The organism is Pseudoalteromonas sp. CST2, assembly GCF_028599385.1.
GTDB classification, from domain to species: Bacteria; Pseudomonadota; Gammaproteobacteria; order Enterobacterales; family Alteromonadaceae; genus Pseudoalteromonas; species Pseudoalteromonas atlantica.
The window spans coordinates 33,819-50,913 of sequence record NZ_JAQREO010000009.1; the positions used below are offsets into that span (position 1 = coordinate 33,819).

Below are 17,095 nucleotides of genomic sequence, written 5' to 3' on the forward strand. Positions count from 1 at the left end.
CCAAAAAAGGCTGCAATTTAAGCAACCTTTTGGGTACTTTTATGGTGATGATTAATAAACTGCATACCTAAATAACTAAACGTATTTTTAAATTGCTCTACAAAACACGCCGGCGCTTCAGTTGATGACGCATTAGAAAGCACTGAAAAATGCTTACTACGCAGCGTTCGTAATTTTGGTTTTAATGCTTCATCGTCCATGTAGTCGGTTATTCTATCAATAAATAACTTCATTTGTACCGTGGTGCTGTACCAATAAACGGGTGAGGCAAACACCCAGTGGTCATACTTTAATAGTGCTTCAAATACAGCGTAAAAGTCATCGCTTTTATAGTTTTTGTTATAACAGTACGGCGCTATTTTATAATCATCTAAACATATTATCCTTACATCGTTTTGCTCAGCAAAGCTGTTAACGTGTGCCTGCGTATTACCATTTTTACGTGCGCTTGAGTAAATAATAACAGTGCTGCGTTTAAGTTTTTGTTGCATTTAGTTAGCTCCTTTTTTAATGTTGAAAGAAGCTTAAAACCTCAACTTATATTGAGGTCAACCGGAAATTTAAAACAATGCCAATAGATCAAAAAAAACTAACCGAGGCTAACCTAACCGTAGGTTATGTCGCTAAGCGCAGCGGCGTAAAAGTATCAACCCTACACTTTTACGAAACAAAAGGACTCATACGTAGTTGGCGAAATAGCGGCAACCAACGCCGCTATAAAAAAGATGTGCTGCGCCGTATAGCGGTAATAAAAGCCGCACAAGCCATGGGAATAACACTTGATGAAATTAAACACACCCTGGCCACATTACCTGAGCAGCGCACTCCCACACAAAAAGACTGGTCAGCCCTTTCAAAGCAATGGCAAGCACAGCTTGATGAGCGCATAGCTTATATGCAGCGCCTACGCGACCGCGTAGATGGCTGTATTGGTTGTGGGTGTTTATCTATGAGTAAGTGCCCTATTTATAACAAAAACGACCACTTAGGCGAAAACCAAAGTGGTGCTATTTTGTTAGAGCGAGATTGAGATTTAAATTAAGGTTAGTCTAGGCCGCTAAGCCCTTCTCTTGCAGCTCTGTATAAAGCGCCTAGGGTTGAGTCGAATACAGATTTTATAAAGCTATAAGTCAGCTCCACCGCTTTACTAATTACTTTGCCTGCAAACACTAACATATGCCCCAGTAAACCTAAGGTTTGTGTTGCAAACGAGGCTGACGCTTTAGCTATTTTATCAAGCGTTCGCGCCAACATATCGTAAAAAGTGAGACCGGTTCCAATGGCTGCTTGGGCAGCAACTGCGCTGTAATAGCCTGCATCTTTTAAAAGGGTAATTAATGCAGCACCAAGTTTATCTGCCCAATGTGAGGTAAATGATGCTTGATTTCTGTCTTCAAATTTTAAACGCACAGGCATGTTTAAAAAGTGATTAGCTTGTATAGTTAAGTTGTTCCAATTATTGCTATTGGCAGTGTTTAAGTAGCCAGGCGTACCAGCAAGAGTATGAGCAGCACCTTTTAAACCTTGTCCACTATCTAAACGTATTTCTTGGCCATTGTGCGGAGCATGCGAAAAAGGCCATAAAGGCACTTTAGCCACTGGGTCAGCCCCATGTGTACAGCGATAAATTTTATCGATTCTGGATGTTGCTGCGCGAGAAAAGTTTTCAAGCCCAACACGCGGCGAACCAAACGTATATAATTTTACAGGAAGTGAATACTCAGCTTTGATCCAATCAGCAGAAAGCGTCGCTAACGCACCACCCAAGCTGTGGCCAACTAAATGAACGCAACCAGTCACTTTATCTTGAATATTCGCTGCTATAAACTCTTGCAGCGCAGGCTTCATACTATAAAAAGTCTTATTAAAACCAGCATGCACCATACTGCCATTTGACCCACCACTCACACCAAAGTGCCCATCGGTTAATCCATCTCTTAGCGAGTTAGTCCCCCGAATAGTTATAACCGAATCGCCCTCATACGCGCCAAGCCCATGCCCTACTAAAGCAAAGCCCGTGCTTAAATTAAATAAATGAGAAAAAAAGCTGCCCGTTACCCCTTGTACTGCGCCAGGGTTAACAGAAAAGTTAAAATTGTCGCGCAAAGAGGCATGAAGTGTGCGATTGAGTAAATTAGTGGTTTTAATACTTTTTGCTTTATAAGCAAGGTTTGCTAATTGTACGGCTTGAGTGGGTGTCAAAGTATTCATATAAGTTCCCTTTAAATAAATAGTTAAAGTTTACATGATGTGTATATCGCAAAAGTGTGGCTTGTATCTTCTTTAATTGGAATATCGTAAGTTTGTGGCTCTTGGCCAATATCACACTCTAAGTGTGCAAGAAGCGCTTTGAGTGTATCGCTATCTTCATGAATTGAAACAAGTGTGTACCACAAAACAATCCCTTCTGGCGTGCCGTTTTCTAAATAAATATGTTGAACCAACGAGTCGTTATCAAACATATTAGAAGGTTTACCTGTTTTTATTGTTTTTTCTGTGAAGGTAAAATAACCCTGTTCATCTGTTGTGGTTTCATCAACGTATTCATCGCCATAGGTAAGTGAGCGCATCACTTTAGTGTTTGCAACTGGCTGCCCATTATCTAATAACTGCCCTTTTACTGGAGCCGATAAATAAAATTCTTGTTTATTAAAAAAGCCAAACATATCTGCACAAGCCTGTGATGTAGTAAAAAAAACAACGGCAATAGAGACTATTACCAATACAAAAATTTTTAAGCGCGATAAAAACAAAGCAAACTCTCTCCCAAGGCCTAGCTATAAACTACTTAATATATATGGCTAATTAATTACACCAGCCATATTTATACTGAAAAAGTAGGGGTCTAATTAGGTACAATTATACTGCATGTTTTTTAATCAAAAAACAATCACTAATCTAATTATAAAATAGTGTATATATTAATTTACCAATGCCACTAAACATGATGCCGCCCATAAGCAAAAAAGCATACATAATACTAATAGCACCGGCTGAAGGATCGCTCTTTTTATCAATTTCTATGCATGCCGTACACACAACAAAAAATATAAAAAAGTTAGCTATCACACCTAAAATAAAAGCATTGCCAAATAACGGTGATACGCCAGCTAAAACTGCACCCAAAATTAACAGCGAGCCTGAAATTGAATGTTTATCAAACCGGCTTTCAATTATTTTTATAACTAAAGTGGTTAGCATGGATAGTGAAAAGTATAGCGTTGGCCAAAACTGGTAATATAAATACCCCCAGTTTAAAAGCTCACCTGAAGTTGATGAAAAAGCTTGCTGGCCTATGTCGGCCGCTGAACCATTCGCGGCATTTTCGCTAAAAAGATACCCTATCCCACCAATAATAAATTTTATAAGCCAAAAAAATAAAAAACTGGCAATAGTAAACCCGATAGCGTCATCCCTTGTTAATCGTTTTTTAGCTTTGCTTTTTGCAATAATGGCGAGCATTAAACCTAATAGGCATACACTTCCTAAATAAAGTACCGCCTGCCAAAAGTCATCAGGATAAAATACAGCTAACCCTGGCGCTATAAATAGATACATAGCATCTTCGTTATCAAGTGAACGGTTTTGGGCACTTTGCTCAGACTCTTTAAAAAGAGCTAAATATACAAATAAAGGCTGTAAAAACAGCATTAAAATACTCGTAGTAATAAGGCTCATACATCATCCTTAATGAGAAAAACAAATGCAGCACACGTGCTGCATTAAAATTAAAAATGTGGGTGCTCAATAAAAAAGAGAGGTAGGTATTAAAGGTTTATTTTTTGAAAATACGTTTTAAGTTTTAAAAGCCCTGACTCAAGTTCAAATTTTTGTATTTTAGGATTTTTGAATTTAAACCCATTAGAAATATGGGTATTAATCATCGTCGCCATGCCCTCAAAGCCAGCTGGTGCTGTGGCAACTAAATCGCTCAACAAGGGCATGATAAGCACTTGATGCTCTTCTATTAAAGTTGGGTCTTCGTATATATCGTAAACAAGGTTAGTTAATGTTTGTTGGTTTTGTTGTTCCATATCATTTCTATAGTGCCTTAGCTTAGGCTTTTATAGCTCCCTAAAGTTCTAAATTGAATAAAGGTAAGTAAAATTTTATTACTTTTTGTTCCTTCGGTTACCTTTTGACATTTCTTTTTCGACAGCAGCACGAGCGTCTTTTATATCTTTAAAAAAATCATACTGATATTTAACAAGACCTTGGTATTTTTCTCCTTTAATTAAATAAAAAGAGAGCAACATAAAGGCTATATTGATAACTGTTGCAATATAATACCCATTACCTTCTAAAATTATAAAAGCCGGTAAGCAAATCACAGCTAAAAATAAAGCATAGAATTTTAATATATTTGCGCAAAAAAAAAGAGCCTTGGCTTACTTTAAAATTTATAAGGCAAAATGCTAGCCCTGTAAAAAATAAAATTCCTAACAGCCACTCAGGTTCTGTATCAAAGTATTGCGTTAACACAGTCATTCCGGAGTATACAGTACCCAAAAGTAAGAGCACTGTTACTAATAGAAACCTTCGTAAAAGCTTCCATGGTGGAAATAATAGAAATACCTCATCGTTTTTAGACACTACTTACTCAACTCCTCATATATTCCAATTGCGAGTGAATTCACCGTTCCAGATAACGCACTTCCCCCAAAACTAAAAGATGCGCCAATAGTATCCTTAAGCTGTAATCTCAATGCTTGGGTAATTTGAACGCCGCTATAGCGCTTAGGAAATTGTCCGTTTCTGACCATCCTCTTCAATACTTGGTTAGAAACGCCAGGGTGATTCAACCTAATTATATCTTGAGTTAAACGTTTTCTTTCACTACTAGAAAGGCCTTTTAGAAGAGCCTCGGTAGTTTTATTGGTATTTGCTTTTAGTAGTTTAACTGCTTTTAGAGTTGCAGCACCGGCAGCTGCAGCTCCAGCCAATGAAACTACATCAAGCGCCATAGTTACATTCTGATACATATAAGTCGTTTAATTCAGGGTTTACGCTTTCGTTATAGGTTCTGACACCACCGTTAATGCATTGAAGTGAACTCGCCGTACTGGCAGCCACTGCTAAATATGTAACGGCAGAACTTGTCCCGCCAGAAATTGGGATCGCCGCAGCACTACCAAAAACGACTATCCAACCTAACACAGCCGCACTACAACTTAAAACTGTACCGGCAACCTCACCAACTAAACGTGACTCTCGTGCACTACTCTGACTATTTTTCAAATGACCTGCAAACTCTTGCTGATTCATATTTTTTGGTTGTTCGCGAAGTACTATTTTCGGACGAGTTAAAGATGAGCCACTATAAGCTCTCAACTCTACAACCGTAAAGCTTGAATCAATATACATAACCCCAGCGCCAGTCAACCCCGGAAGTTTGTCAATATCTTTAAATAGCCTTGCTTGATTTATTTCATGACTAAGTCGAACTTTTAACTGTCTTTCTTTGTGGCGTTGGTATTCATTCCCAAACATAAAAAACTCCTTTTAATTTAATTACTTTTTTCAAGCTTATCTACAGCATTGAACTTATTTACTCTGTTAAAGCTAGACATACGAAGTCTATTTTCATTTATCCAAGATCAATAACTGTGGCTGCATTTATAGTAAATTCAGCTAAGTGATATTTATTCCCTACTTTGTTAACAACCAGCTCAATAGGTGAAGGCACATCCACATTACATTTAAATATAACTTGCGAGGCACCTTGAGCTTCATTACACGGTGCAATAAAAAACAAGGCTGTTATCAGAAAAAACTTACCAAGGTTACTTTTTATCATGCTTTTTAAATACCCTTGATAGTTCAATATTATAGTTATTTAGTAAGTACATTACTTAATGCTTAACTGATACACCTGATAAATCAAAGTTATAAAGCGTAACTGAATCAATAGAGAGCTCTTCAACTAACTTAGTATTCTTTACGCTAATAACCCCTTCATCAATACTAATATTGCTTACATTACTACTCAAAGTGAAATTAGGTAGTGCATATAGCTCTGAGTTGATGATTTGATATCCCTTTAGTACTTGCAATTTGTTACCTGCATAAAACTTTATTAATGCATAATAATGTTTGCCTTTTTCGAGCAATGTTATTTCTGGCGTATGACCTTTTAATCGAGTAGCAATAAAAGGGATCCCTTCACTAAAAGACAAGATGTAAGTATCCCTTGTAGGTAAGCAAATACCTGATTTATCTTTGTGGAGTAATTTAACTTGCTCAAACTTCAATGACTGCAATAGCCCTGTTTTGTCATCAATTTTTATAGGCTTAGTTACTTTTATATTTAAGCACTCTGATGCGAAAGCGGTATGACTTATCGTTAATAGTAGAGTACAAATTAAGGCCTTAAAAACATTCATATACTTACTCCATACGTCTGCCAATTATGGATAAACTCTTGCACAGTACCCTTTCCAAGTGGCGTATTGTAATAAGTTTTCCAATACTGAGCCTGCGCATTAGTATCATTAGCTTCTGGCAAGGCGGCTGGTGCTCTTAAATAGTGGATTCTAGCAATGGCGCATGCATAAGCATCATTCTCTTTTAGCTCTTTTAACTTATCTTCAGTAGTCATTAAGCTTTTAACTTTTAATGCTAACTCTCCTCTGTAACTTAGGTAATTATCCCAAATGTCATCATGAGTAGCTGGCTCTATCTGAAAATAACTCAAAGCAGGTCCACCGCCTAGTTGTTGCCGATACTTCAATCGACTTTCTTGAATCGCTGTGCCCAGCAATAAGATTTCTGCTTTTTTTGATGATAAACCGATTTTTAACAGCGTTGGTTTTATTACATTGTTCAAGAAAAGTTGAGGATCTTTCATTCCTGCTTTTTGAGAGTTAAATAAGGCGAGCTTTTCATTAATTTTGCGAAAAGTAGCATCATTCGGATTTATTTTTCCATCGGGTCGAACCATGTTTAAGGCTTTGCTTTGGAATAACTTAATAGCAGCAATAGTTTTTGAGTTTTCTGGGCGAGTGTTTAAGCGACCATCAACCACTAAAACTTGTGTAGGTGGAATAAGTTTTAGTAATTTATTCAAAGCCGTTTGTACCGTTTTTACATCATTTAAACTGTTAGTACCGCCCAACCCAACAGATTGAGTTATTCTGATTGCTGCCATCGAAGCATCCTTTTCTTTAAAGTTATATTTTTAACTACAATGTGTTAGTAACAAGTTAACACCCACTATTTGAAATGTTATTTATTATTTTTTGTTGTTTTATAGGAAAAACTATAATGAAAGCTCCCGAAGCAAGTTTAAAATATATAGTTCAACAATATCATCGGTTATTTGAATTGACTGTGGCCTAGTTGACAAGATATATGAATTTCTCGCTTTATTTCTAATATTAAAGCCTCCTTTTCCATATGTGCCCGCGTTTGAGCTACGACTAATCAAAATTTCTTCACCTTGAAAAACTTCAGAAACCGCATGTTGGTTTTTTGGTAATCCACCATCTGTGGGCTTTTTCCAAAAACCATTAACAATAATATTTTCAAGCCACTCAGCTGCAACAATTGGAATTTCAATTTGATTCTCCAATTTTTCAACCTTATTTATAGAGTAAATATAAATAATTATATAAGTTTCACTTAAGTACACATCAAAAAAGTCATTTCCACTCTCATTCTGCGGTATCAATTTAATATGTTTATATCTTCGCTGTTCTGCTTCAGTATTTATTAAACTAAACTGTTTCATATTCATCCGTTAGCTAACTATGTTTTAATCGTATTTCCAATAGTTTTTTCTGAGCTGTCAACTCTTTCACAGACACTGGTCTATGTTGAATCTCAAGCGTTTCGAGTGCGCCTGGTTTACCTTTTTGAGACTTCATTTCTGTTAGACCATCTCCCGTAAACACTTCCCAAGCACCGATCTCGGATAAGATAATTTGCCTAGTTAAGAACTCATCAGCTTGATGCAAATCTGAGAAATACTCAACAGCAAAAGCTTGAGCCCTATTTTCTTTAAAGCTTTCAGTCCAATGTAATCCTTTATCAGAAAGATATGTATTAAACTCAGACCAATGCTCTCTAAATTTTTCAGAATATTCCGGCGTCATAACTTTATCAATTAAATGCGGCTCAAGCTCTCCTGCAAATTCCATCTTTAATTTTTCTTTGATGTTAGCAAAAGTTGGAACGAAAACATCGGAACCATTCTGTTCGTGATCCTCACCTCTATCTATAACATATAAAACATAGTCTTGGTTAGGATCATAATTAGTGCCAAACACATCAGCAATTATTTTAGGATCGCTATCAGCATACTCTATCTGATCAAAAGTACTCATCCAGAGAGGGTGGCGGCCTGAAGAATCACGTAAATGACCAATAGGCCCTTTATTCAATTCAGGTATAATTACTTCTTTAGTCTTATTATCTTTAGGAGCTGTAGAAAACCTAACAACAAACCTATCCGTTGGAGGTTGACCCGATGATGCCATTGAACGCAATTCATCATCTGAGTATTTAGGAACATAACCACCATTATCATCAATTCTCTTTTTCGCCTGCTCTAACTTATCGAGAACATCTGCAAAAGAACTAGGGCCCTCTATAGAATATCCAGGTTTGGCATCATTTATTTTTTTAATAAGCTTATGAGAGCTATCTTCTATTAAACTGTTTTTAATTTCTTTTGGAGTTAATTGCCCATCTTGAGCTGCTTTAAATAATTTTTCAGATAGCTTAGGGCTTATACACCCAGAAGCGACTCTTGTATCTAACGCTTCTTTTAAGCTCTTCTCACCCTCTTCACACATTAAACCAAACGGATCCACCCAATTAACCGGATTTGGCGCATATTGATAATGGTTTATTCCACCCACTAATCCAATCGGGTCTTGGTTTATAAAGCGCTGTTGTTTAGGGCTATAGTAGCGATAACGGTTGTAATGCAGGCCGCTCTCTTCATCTAAATATTGCCCTTGAAAGCGGATTGGCTGAGTGAAGGTGTTTCCTTTATTAGTGTCAGACTCGGCTTCTGGTTCTTCATAACCATACATATCGGCTTGGTTTTCCCATACGACTTCTGCTTTGTTGTTGGTTACAAAGCGTGGGGTGTTAAGTTGGTCTAGGTGGTAGTAGTACACCTCGCCTTGTTTAATCAGCGCGACTGGGTGAAATTGATTTGGCAGGTTGATATACCACGTATATTCACCGTGTTGGTATTCACCAATTAGCTGGTCGTTATCCCAAATGTAGTCAATCTTACCCTGCTCAGTGTGCTTGGCAATACGGCGCCCGAGAGGGTCGTAGTCGTATTGCGTGAGCGTGCCGTTATTATTAAAACAACTTAATTGGTTAAATGCATTGTATTCACGGCGGGTTTTTATGCCTTTGCCGGTTTCGCGTATTTGGTTACCAAAATCGTCGTAGTAAAAGTCGCTGTCGCCAAAGTGTGTTAGGCGGTCGGCGTCGGTGGCACTGTTTATTGTGGTGTTGTTCGTACTTTCATTGTTTATTACTGATTCAACGTTGCTACTATTTTTACTACTACTTTCACTACCATTTGGCGCTAACTCATTGTATTCGCTATGGGTGGCGTGTGTTAAATCAATAGAAGGGCTGACTGTATGCTCATTACTGGCTGCATCATGTTCTATACCCTGCTCGCCTGTATCTCTAAGGTCTGCATCGCTTGTGTTTGATTGAACAGTCTGACTTTGCGGGTTACCAAAGCTATCCCACTGGTAGTGCGTGGTTGTATCAGCACGTGAACTTGCCAGTGTTTGCTGTATCAACTGGCCTAAGCTGTTGTATTCAAAATTGATATTTTGGCTGCTTACACCTTCGTTTTTGCGGGCAATAAGCTGGTTTACACTGTCGTAGTTGTACGTACAGGTATCAAATAATGCTTGCGCTGGGTGTGTAAGCTGCTGCTGCGTTAAACGATTAAATACATCAAACTGTTGATTGAGGGTAATGCTGTTACCAAACTGCTGGGTTTTAATATTACCTTGGCTGTCGTAGCTTAATGTTACAAGCGGCTCAGCTAGCTCAATCTCTTTACTGTTGGTTTGCTGTAAGTTAATACCGCTTAGCTGGCCAAACTGGTTGTAGCTGTATTTAAGCGTGGTTGAATCTGGCAGGGTAAGGGTTTGCCTTCTGCCGTATTCGTCGTAGCTGTATTTTAAGGTATGCGCTTGTTGCTGGTTATTAACTTGCTCGGCGCACAGTAGCCGCCCGCCTTTATCAAAGCGTTGTTTAAGTGTTGATTGCGCATTATGTGCACGCGCTATTTTACCTTGCTTTGTGTAGCTGTAATAATTGGCGTTATTAACAATATGGGAGCCGCTTGCAAGGCTTGCATGCTGCGCAGTTACACGGCCAAGGCTGTCGCGCTCTATTTTTACATGGCGTTTGTTGCTTTGCGTTACTGAGGCTAAGCGGTTACAGGCATCGTACTTATATTGCTGTAGCGTGCCATCAAACCCGGTTATTTGCGTTGGGTTTTCGTTCGCGTCGTAACTTATGCGGTATACGTGACCATCGCTTCGCTCGATGGCTGTTAAGTTGCGCTCTTTGTCGTACGTTAAATGCAGTGCGCTGCCATCGGGCTGAATAACACAATGCGGTTGGCTTAGCCCTTCAAAGTGTTGCTCGGTGGTGTGGCCTTTGCTGTTTTGCGAGCTAATTAACCGCCCTGCTTCGTCGTAGCTAAAGTATTGATGCTGCTTATTTTCAGGCTCGTTTTCATCAAAGGCAATGGTTTGTGTAAGCTGGCCGTGCTCATTGTATTTATATTGAGTGAGTAAGCCTGCGTTATTCAGTGTGGCATTTACGCGGCCTAGGCTGTCATAACTGTAACGTATTAACTCATCGTTATGATGCTTTGCTAATAGCTCGCCTTGCTCGTTCCAAATAAACTTGGTGATTTGACCATTTTTATTAATATGCTGAGTTAACTGGCCGAGCTTATCGTAGCTGTATAATGTGGTGCGGCCATCACCAAAGGTTTCGCTTTGTAATAAGCCAGCCACACTGTATTTACGCGTAATGGTTTGGCCATCAGGTAAGGTAGTTAGTACACGTTGCCCAAGTTGGTTGTAAGCAAAATGGGTTTGGCTACCATCTGGCTGCGTTATTGTTTCTAATTGGCCGAAAGGTGTGTAGCTATAGCGCGTTGTGCTGCTATCGGGCTTTATTTCACTGAGTTTTTGGCCTTGTACATTGTATGTATATTGCCAAACATTGCCGTTAGGGTCGGTATGTTTTACCAATTTACCTTGTGCGTTATGTACAAAGTGTTCTTTGTGGCCGCGAGAGTCTATACAGGTTGTTTCACCGCGCTCAAGGTTGTATTCAAACTGGTAAGTATAGGTGTTGTTATCGCCCCACTGCTTTATACATTTAGCGCTGGGTGAGTAGCTATCCCACTCAAAATGATGGCTAAAGCCACTGGCTCGGGTACGCTTTGTTAATAAATTAGCGGCGTTGTAGGCGTAGCGCTCAGTTTCGTTTTGCTGATTAGTAGACTGAGCAAGGTTTTTGTTTTCGTCGTACTCGTAGCTTGCTAGTAATGGCGATAGCAATTGTTGTTTGTTGTTTTTATCGGTGTAGTACGCTGCTATTTTGCTTAACAAACCTTGCGCGTTGTAGCTAATAATACAGCCACGTACTTTATTTACTTCTATACGGTGTAGGCGCTCTTTAGCATCGTAATAAAACGCGATGCTTTGACCTTTTTCGTTAATTATTTTTTCAAGCAGCCACGCGCTTTCGCCTGGTTTAAACGTAAGGTGTTGGTCATCTGGTGTTACAAGTACTTGCTTACCATTTGTTTGGTAATGTAGCGCAAGGTTACTACTTAACTGATAGCTTGATTGGCCAGGTTTCACCTTTTCAAATTTATGTTTAGCGCCGTGCTCGTCTTGGTACTCTAACCAGTAAGTGCCTTTTTGCTTAGGGCCCACTTTTGGCGGCGGCAAATAATGCTCTGTAAGGCTTGCCATAAAGTCATGGCGCCAACCATTACCCATTGTTGTGCACACATCAGCATGAGATGAGCGATACAAACGTCGCCACACTAATTGGCGACTGCCTGCTAGGGTAAAGTCGATAAGCGGGAGAATTTCTTCGCCAGAGAGCATTGAAACAGGATCTGAGCGGCACTCTTGATTGGTAATGGGCTCTTCACTTGCGGTGTTATTACTTGCACCACCCGTATTTTTAGCGGGTGCTTGCGATGCGCTTTTACCTGATGCGGTTGAGCTTGATTTATTGCTCGACTTTTTGCCCGCTGAGCCACTATTTGTATTATCGCTTACTTGAATGGCCGACTTTGCTTTTTGGTGGTAACACGTTACTGCGCCACTTACTAAGGCCTGGGTAAGTACGCTTGCGGTTTCGCGGGCAGAGGCACTGCGTGGGCAGTTAACGCCAGCGCTATTTAATAAATTAATTACATCAAGACGTTTGGCAGCGTCACCTGTTAACGCACCACCAATTTGAGCTATTTGTTGTTTAGCCGTTTCAGGGGTGTTTGCCACACTTGGCGCATAACCTGACGGCGTTTGGCCTTTGCCAGCAACTAGGCAAATGGGGTAACTCGTTCCTTGTAAAACAACCGTATTACTTTGCATTAGTTGTGTACTTCCTCACTTATCCATAAGTATGATGCTGCGGCCTGATATTTTGATTGTTCTTGAGAAATCACTAACGCGTGTTTAAAGTGATTTACAATAGCCGGGCTTGAGGTCAATTGATATAAATTGACGAGTCCTTCAAGCGCACCAATTTTACCTAATTTGTAATTAGGTAATTCATAATGTGTATGCTCATTAATTAAATTAATGAGCAATTGTAAATTAGTCAGCCAAACATCACTTTGCTGATGTATGCCGTTGCCAGGTGCAAATATAAGATCTATATGGTCTTTATTATCCTGTGCGATTTTTGAAAATATACCGCCTAGTTGGTCGTGCTTTATAAAATCTATTGAAGGAGCAAATTCATGACTAGTTTGCATCCAGCCAATTTGAGCCGTTTCAATAGTCGCGAGTGCACCACCTACTCCTAAGTATACCCACTCATTGTTTTTATCGGCTTTATAGGTAGCATCAATGGCAATCACGTTTGCCTTATGCCATTTTTTTTGCACCGCCAACTGCACTAACGTATTAGCACCAACAGCGCCATAAAATAATAAGTGCTCTACATGCTCAGGGAACAACTGTTTAAAACTTTTTGCTAAAAGCTGCTTTAGCTCATCTTGGTACGCAAGTGCTGGCAATAACCATACAAGTGGCAAGTTTGAGTCTTCTACTTTTGCAAAAAGTTCTTTCGCTTTTACTATGCAATCATAAATACAGGCATTCCATGATTGCCAAGTAATACCGTTAGGTGGAGTTGGGGTATCTGCATATAGCAGTGTATCTATGTCTTGCGACAAAGGCGTAGAAAAACAGCTTACGTTTACATTGAACGCCTTCATGCTTGCGCCTCTGCTTTTACATTTTTAGCCATCGATTTGTAGTAGGTATACAAATTAAATATTGCTTGGCTATAACAGTCCATTGCCGACATTTCTATTGCGTTTAACCTTTTATTAAGAGATTTTCCAGCTACAAACCTTTGTAAGCAAAGCTCCTCCTCGTATTTAGGCCAGTTTTGCTGTAATTGCTGTTTAAAAGCCACTAGTGCTTGTTGTTCAGCATTAAACGCACTTACTTGAATGTCATAGCTTACGAGTAAATCGAGCTTATCACCGAGCATTCGCCTTATTAAGGCAATAATAGCTGTTGGGTTTTCTACTTGGTTTAACGACATACACGCTAAGGGCACTAGCTTTACATAGCCACTTTGTAATAGCACATGTAACGTGTCATCGACTGTTAAAACATTGCTTGCGTAATTACTTAATGCGTTTACTTGTTCCCAACTTAGTGATAATAAAAAAAGCGACATTAACGGTGAATTAACAAGCTTACTTTTACATAGCTCATCAAACACATGTTTTAGCACTTGTATGTTTGCATTAGGGTTGAATGCGCTGATAAGCGCCACTGTTTCGGCTGGTGTTGCCTCTTGTTCGGTGCTATTAGCCAATGCAAAATAAATAGTGTTTAAGTCAATTAATGCAATTAAATTAAAGCTGTGTTGCTGTAATAAAACTTTATAAATAACAGCCTTTGCTAAGTCATGCAGGGATGGGCTGTTGAGCAACGAGTTTATAAAAGCCAGGTTAATTGTTTGCGGTAAATTAGCCATAACCTCTATACATGCCTGCGCAGTCACATCAAGGCTTTGCTCACTCGTTACTAACGTATTAATTAAAGTTAAATCGGGTTGTGTAAAGTGTTGAGGAGTATTATTTTTTTTAGCGGTTAGCCACGTTGTTTCTAACAGCTTTTTTTTAAGTGTTTTTACATAACCTACAGAAGTAAACGGGCAGCACTGCGCCTTACTAATACTGAGCAATTGTGCTTGATGATTACTTATGTAAGTAGACAGCAAGGTTAGCCACCTATTAATACAGTAGGGTTACCAACAACAATTTTTCCGCCGTGGGAGCTATCATCACCCATTCGAGCTGCGGGTTTACCGTTAATTTTTACGCTACCAGAGCCTGACTTTATGCTGTCGGGTGGCCCAACACACACTAACATATCGCCTTTACGTGCTGCGGGCATGCTACCTATTAATACATTAGTTGAGCCTACCACAACAGGGCCGCCAACATGCGGGACTGTACCTGTGGTTTTAGGGCATACATGCATATGACCAATTGTAGCTGCGGGCTTACCCATAAAGACTCCTTGTCTTATTTACTTTTTGACAATAAAACTAATCAAATAAAGGAATAATTAATAATTTACTTTGAGAAACTAAACCCGATAATGTATCAACTAATTCTGCCTTACTATAATCCGAAATTGATACCGGGCTTTGTAATGCGTACTGATATAAAGCGGCTATGGTATCCTCACTATTTAAAGCATTATGTAAATTACTTAAAAACTGATTAGCATAATAACCATCCATAGCTTTTAAATGCGTTAATGCAGGATTTAGCAATGGATCATCTGGCCTATTTATTGGTAAACAAATTAAATACGGCAAACCATAACGGCAATATACAACGTAACCATTATTATTAATGCCGTTTCTATGCCCTGTATAAAAGCTATTTATTATTTCCATAACTGCACTAATTTAATTTAATCATGCCGGCAGATAAAGTAATGGCGCTACCATCAACTTTAACGTTACTGCCTTTAATGTCTATATTAGTGCCTTCTATAGTTATATTACCGCTGCTGCTCATTTTAATTTGTGCAGAGCCTGTTTTAATTACTATTTCATCACCAGCTTCAATATTAAGTGTTTTACCCACTTTTAACGTGTCGTTTTCACCTATATCGTCACTGCGATTTTTAGCCACTTTTAGTGTTTCATTATTGCCAATATCAACTTTTCGATCGTTGCCAATTTCAATATTATGGTCGTGATCTGTTTTGTCGTTTTGGTCATTTTTTACGTAAAGCTGCTTATCTTTTTCTGCTTGAATATAAACCAGCTCGCTGCCTTTTTTATCCTCAAACCTTAGCTCATTAAAGTTATCGGCTCCGCCTTCTTTGGTAGAGCGTGTTTTAATACCACTTTGTGTTTTTTCGCCAGGTAGTGCATACGGAGGCATTAAATCTGCGTTGTACACTGCTCCGCTAATAATTGGTTGGTCTGGGTCGCCATTTATAAAGTCTACAAGTACTTCTTGGCCTACCCGAGGGAAGAAAAACGCTCCCCACTTTTTACCTGCCCAGTTTTGCGCAACACGGATCCAACACGAGCTTTTTGAATCTTTTTTACCTTCTCGGTCCCAGTCAAATTGCACTTTTACGCGACCATATTGGTCAATCATTATTTCATCGGCGCTGTCGCCAGTTACGATTGCCGTTTGCACACCGTTTATAACTGGTTTTTTCTTATTTATTTGCGCTCTGTAGGGTATATCTTTGGGTACGCATTCAAAATGGTTTGAGTAGACTTCTTCTACTGACGACTGCTGAGAGCCAGACTGATTAGGCACCGTTATTGACGTCATCATAGAGGTAATAACAAATGTTTTACCTTCAAGACGTGGGTCTTCGTGCTTTTTAAAGCTAAAGAGTTTACCCACTGTAAATGAACGACAATCACTACGACCACTAGAAAGCTTCATGTCTCGCTGTAATGACTCAAGCTGAACAGATGCTAAATTAGCTGCGCGCGGGTGGCATTCTTGCTCGCCCGTGTATTCAAAAATTTCTGATACTGATTGAGTCGGTAACTCTGGATTAGCTTGCTCACCATCTGGGTAACGTGATGGCTGTTTAAAATCGTAACCAACGCGTTTAAAGCTGCCTGGCGCAATACTTAAACCGCCCTGCCAACGTGATACATGAGATTCGCTTAAATGGCCAGTTGAGTAAACTACCTTTGCTTCGTCGCACACTTCATAAGCGGTAATGTCATCAGCTAATACCAAGGTATGGTTGCTGTTGGTATGCTCAAAAAAGTAAAAAATACCTTCTTGTTGAAGCAATCGTTGAATAAAGTCAAAGTCTGACTCTTGGTACTGAACACAGTACTCGTATTTAGGGTATGTTTTGCTGGTTTTATCGCTAAAGGCAACATTGTGTTGGCCAAATAGGTCAGCAAATATTTCTTTAATTGTTTTCTTTTGGAATATTCGGCTGTTTTTACGGTTGCGCATAGATGCTGCAAACGGGACGATAGTTGCTTGGTAATCTATATAGTTTTTTTGTTCTTCTACATCAGCTGTACGGCTGCCGTTTGAAACCAAATGGCTTACTATTCCATGATAGTAACGCTCACCGCCGCCTTGTGCATTTTTTACCTTAATAGATACTGGCTTTCCAACCAAATCTTCATGTGCTATTTGCTTGCCAATTGTGTACATATTGGCAGACATAACAAATAAGTCTGACATTGCCTCTTGGGCAACAAAACGAGTTAAATAGAGGGCATCTTTACCAGCAGGGGTGCTAATCTGAATTACGTTGTTATTTTGTGTTGCTGCTTGCATTCCTTGCCTTTCCCATCCTAAAGATCAAAAAAA

Annotated in this window: 18 protein-coding genes; 1 reads left to right on the top strand and 17 read right to left on the bottom strand. The window is 39.2% G+C overall.

Annotated features, from left to right (window positions below; translation table 11 throughout):
* Positions 1–17: 17 nt before the first annotated feature.
* Entirely contained in the window at positions 18–491 is a 474-nt protein-coding gene (locus tag PSH41_RS12635) for a flavodoxin family protein (protein WP_138576565.1), read from the bottom strand.
* 77 nt (positions 492–568) lie between these two features.
* On the opposite strand from PSH41_RS12635, the gene soxR reads away from it, so the two are divergent.
* Complete coding sequence (gene soxR, locus PSH41_RS12640; RefSeq protein WP_248461796.1) at positions 569–1,030, top strand: redox-sensitive transcriptional activator SoxR; 462 nt, start codon at positions 569–571, stop codon at positions 1,028–1,030.
* A 14-nt stretch (positions 1,031–1,044) separates the two neighbouring features.
* On the opposite strand, the gene PSH41_RS12645 is transcribed toward soxR, so the two are convergent.
* The 16 genes from PSH41_RS12645 to PSH41_RS12720 all read right to left on the bottom strand — a co-directional run bounded on the left by PSH41_RS12645 (position 1,045) and on the right by PSH41_RS12720 (position 17,062).
* Positions 1,045–2,211 (bottom strand): lipase family protein, encoded by a 1,167-nt coding sequence (locus tag PSH41_RS12645; RefSeq protein WP_064387120.1) that lies wholly within the window; start codon positions 2,209–2,211, stop codon positions 1,045–1,047.
* 23 nt (positions 2,212–2,234) lie between these two features.
* A complete protein-coding gene (locus PSH41_RS12650; RefSeq protein ID WP_024032856.1) occupies positions 2,235–2,753 on the bottom strand; it encodes a DUF6795 domain-containing protein in 519 nt (172 codons plus the stop codon).
* Between the two features lie 145 nt (positions 2,754–2,898).
* Positions 2,899–3,678: a hypothetical protein gene (locus tag PSH41_RS12655; protein WP_273589169.1), complete on the bottom strand. Its 780-nt coding sequence runs from the start codon at positions 3,676–3,678 to the stop codon at positions 2,899–2,901.
* Positions 3,679–3,767: 89 nt separating this feature from the next.
* On the bottom strand, positions 3,768–4,034 hold the full coding sequence (locus PSH41_RS12660) for a hypothetical protein (RefSeq protein WP_104643876.1): 267 nt from the start codon (positions 4,032–4,034) through the stop codon (positions 3,768–3,770).
* Positions 4,035–4,592: 558 nt separating this feature from the next.
* Positions 4,593–4,964: a hypothetical protein gene (locus tag PSH41_RS12665; RefSeq protein WP_273589170.1), complete on the bottom strand. Its 372-nt coding sequence runs from the start codon at positions 4,962–4,964 to the stop codon at positions 4,593–4,595.
* Positions 4,954–5,490 carry a hypothetical protein gene (locus PSH41_RS12670; RefSeq protein ID WP_273589171.1) on the bottom strand — a complete coding sequence of 179 codons (537 nt, stop codon included), beginning with the start codon at positions 5,488–5,490 and terminating at the stop codon, positions 4,954–4,956. Before PSH41_RS12670 ends, PSH41_RS12665 begins: the two co-directional genes overlap by 11 nt.
* Positions 5,491–5,587: 97 nt before the next feature.
* On the bottom strand, positions 5,588–5,797 hold the full coding sequence (locus PSH41_RS12675; RefSeq protein ID WP_273589172.1) for a hypothetical protein: 210 nt from the start codon (positions 5,795–5,797) through the stop codon (positions 5,588–5,590).
* Between the two features lie 55 nt (positions 5,798–5,852).
* Positions 5,853–6,383 carry a hypothetical protein gene (locus PSH41_RS12680; RefSeq protein ID WP_273589173.1) on the bottom strand — a complete coding sequence of 177 codons (531 nt, stop codon included), beginning with the start codon at positions 6,381–6,383 and terminating at the stop codon, positions 5,853–5,855.
* Complete coding sequence (locus PSH41_RS12685) at positions 6,380–7,147, bottom strand: peptidoglycan-binding domain-containing protein (RefSeq protein ID WP_273589174.1); 768 nt, start codon at positions 7,145–7,147, stop codon at positions 6,380–6,382. Before PSH41_RS12685 ends, PSH41_RS12680 begins: the two co-directional genes overlap by 4 nt.
* A 111-nt stretch (positions 7,148–7,258) precedes the next feature.
* Positions 7,259–7,729, bottom strand: coding sequence for a hypothetical protein (locus PSH41_RS12690; RefSeq protein WP_273589175.1), 471 nt, complete (start codon positions 7,727–7,729; stop codon positions 7,259–7,261).
* 13 nt (positions 7,730–7,742) lie between these two features.
* Entirely contained in the window at positions 7,743–12,617 is a 4,875-nt protein-coding gene (locus PSH41_RS12695; RefSeq protein WP_273589176.1) for an RHS repeat-associated core domain-containing protein, read from the bottom strand.
* Positions 12,617–13,468 carry a hypothetical protein gene (locus tag PSH41_RS12700; RefSeq protein WP_273589177.1) on the bottom strand — a complete coding sequence of 284 codons (852 nt, stop codon included), beginning with the start codon at positions 13,466–13,468 and terminating at the stop codon, positions 12,617–12,619. Before PSH41_RS12700 ends, PSH41_RS12695 begins: the two co-directional genes overlap by 1 nt.
* Entirely contained in the window at positions 13,465–14,490 is a 1,026-nt protein-coding gene (locus tag PSH41_RS12705) for a hypothetical protein (RefSeq protein WP_273589178.1), read from the bottom strand. The genes PSH41_RS12700 and PSH41_RS12705 overlap by 4 nt, the downstream gene beginning before the upstream one ends.
* 2 nt (positions 14,491–14,492) lie before the next feature.
* On the bottom strand, positions 14,493–14,783 hold the full coding sequence (locus tag PSH41_RS12710) for a PAAR domain-containing protein (protein ID WP_024032867.1): 291 nt from the start codon (positions 14,781–14,783) through the stop codon (positions 14,493–14,495).
* 37 nt (positions 14,784–14,820) lie between these two features.
* Complete coding sequence (locus tag PSH41_RS12715; protein WP_024032868.1) at positions 14,821–15,177, bottom strand: hypothetical protein; 357 nt, start codon at positions 15,175–15,177, stop codon at positions 14,821–14,823.
* Positions 15,178–15,184: 7 nt separating this feature from the next.
* Positions 15,185–17,062, bottom strand: coding sequence for a type VI secretion system Vgr family protein (locus tag PSH41_RS12720; RefSeq protein ID WP_024032869.1), 1,878 nt, complete (start codon positions 17,060–17,062; stop codon positions 15,185–15,187).
* Positions 17,063–17,095: the final 33 nt, after the last annotated feature.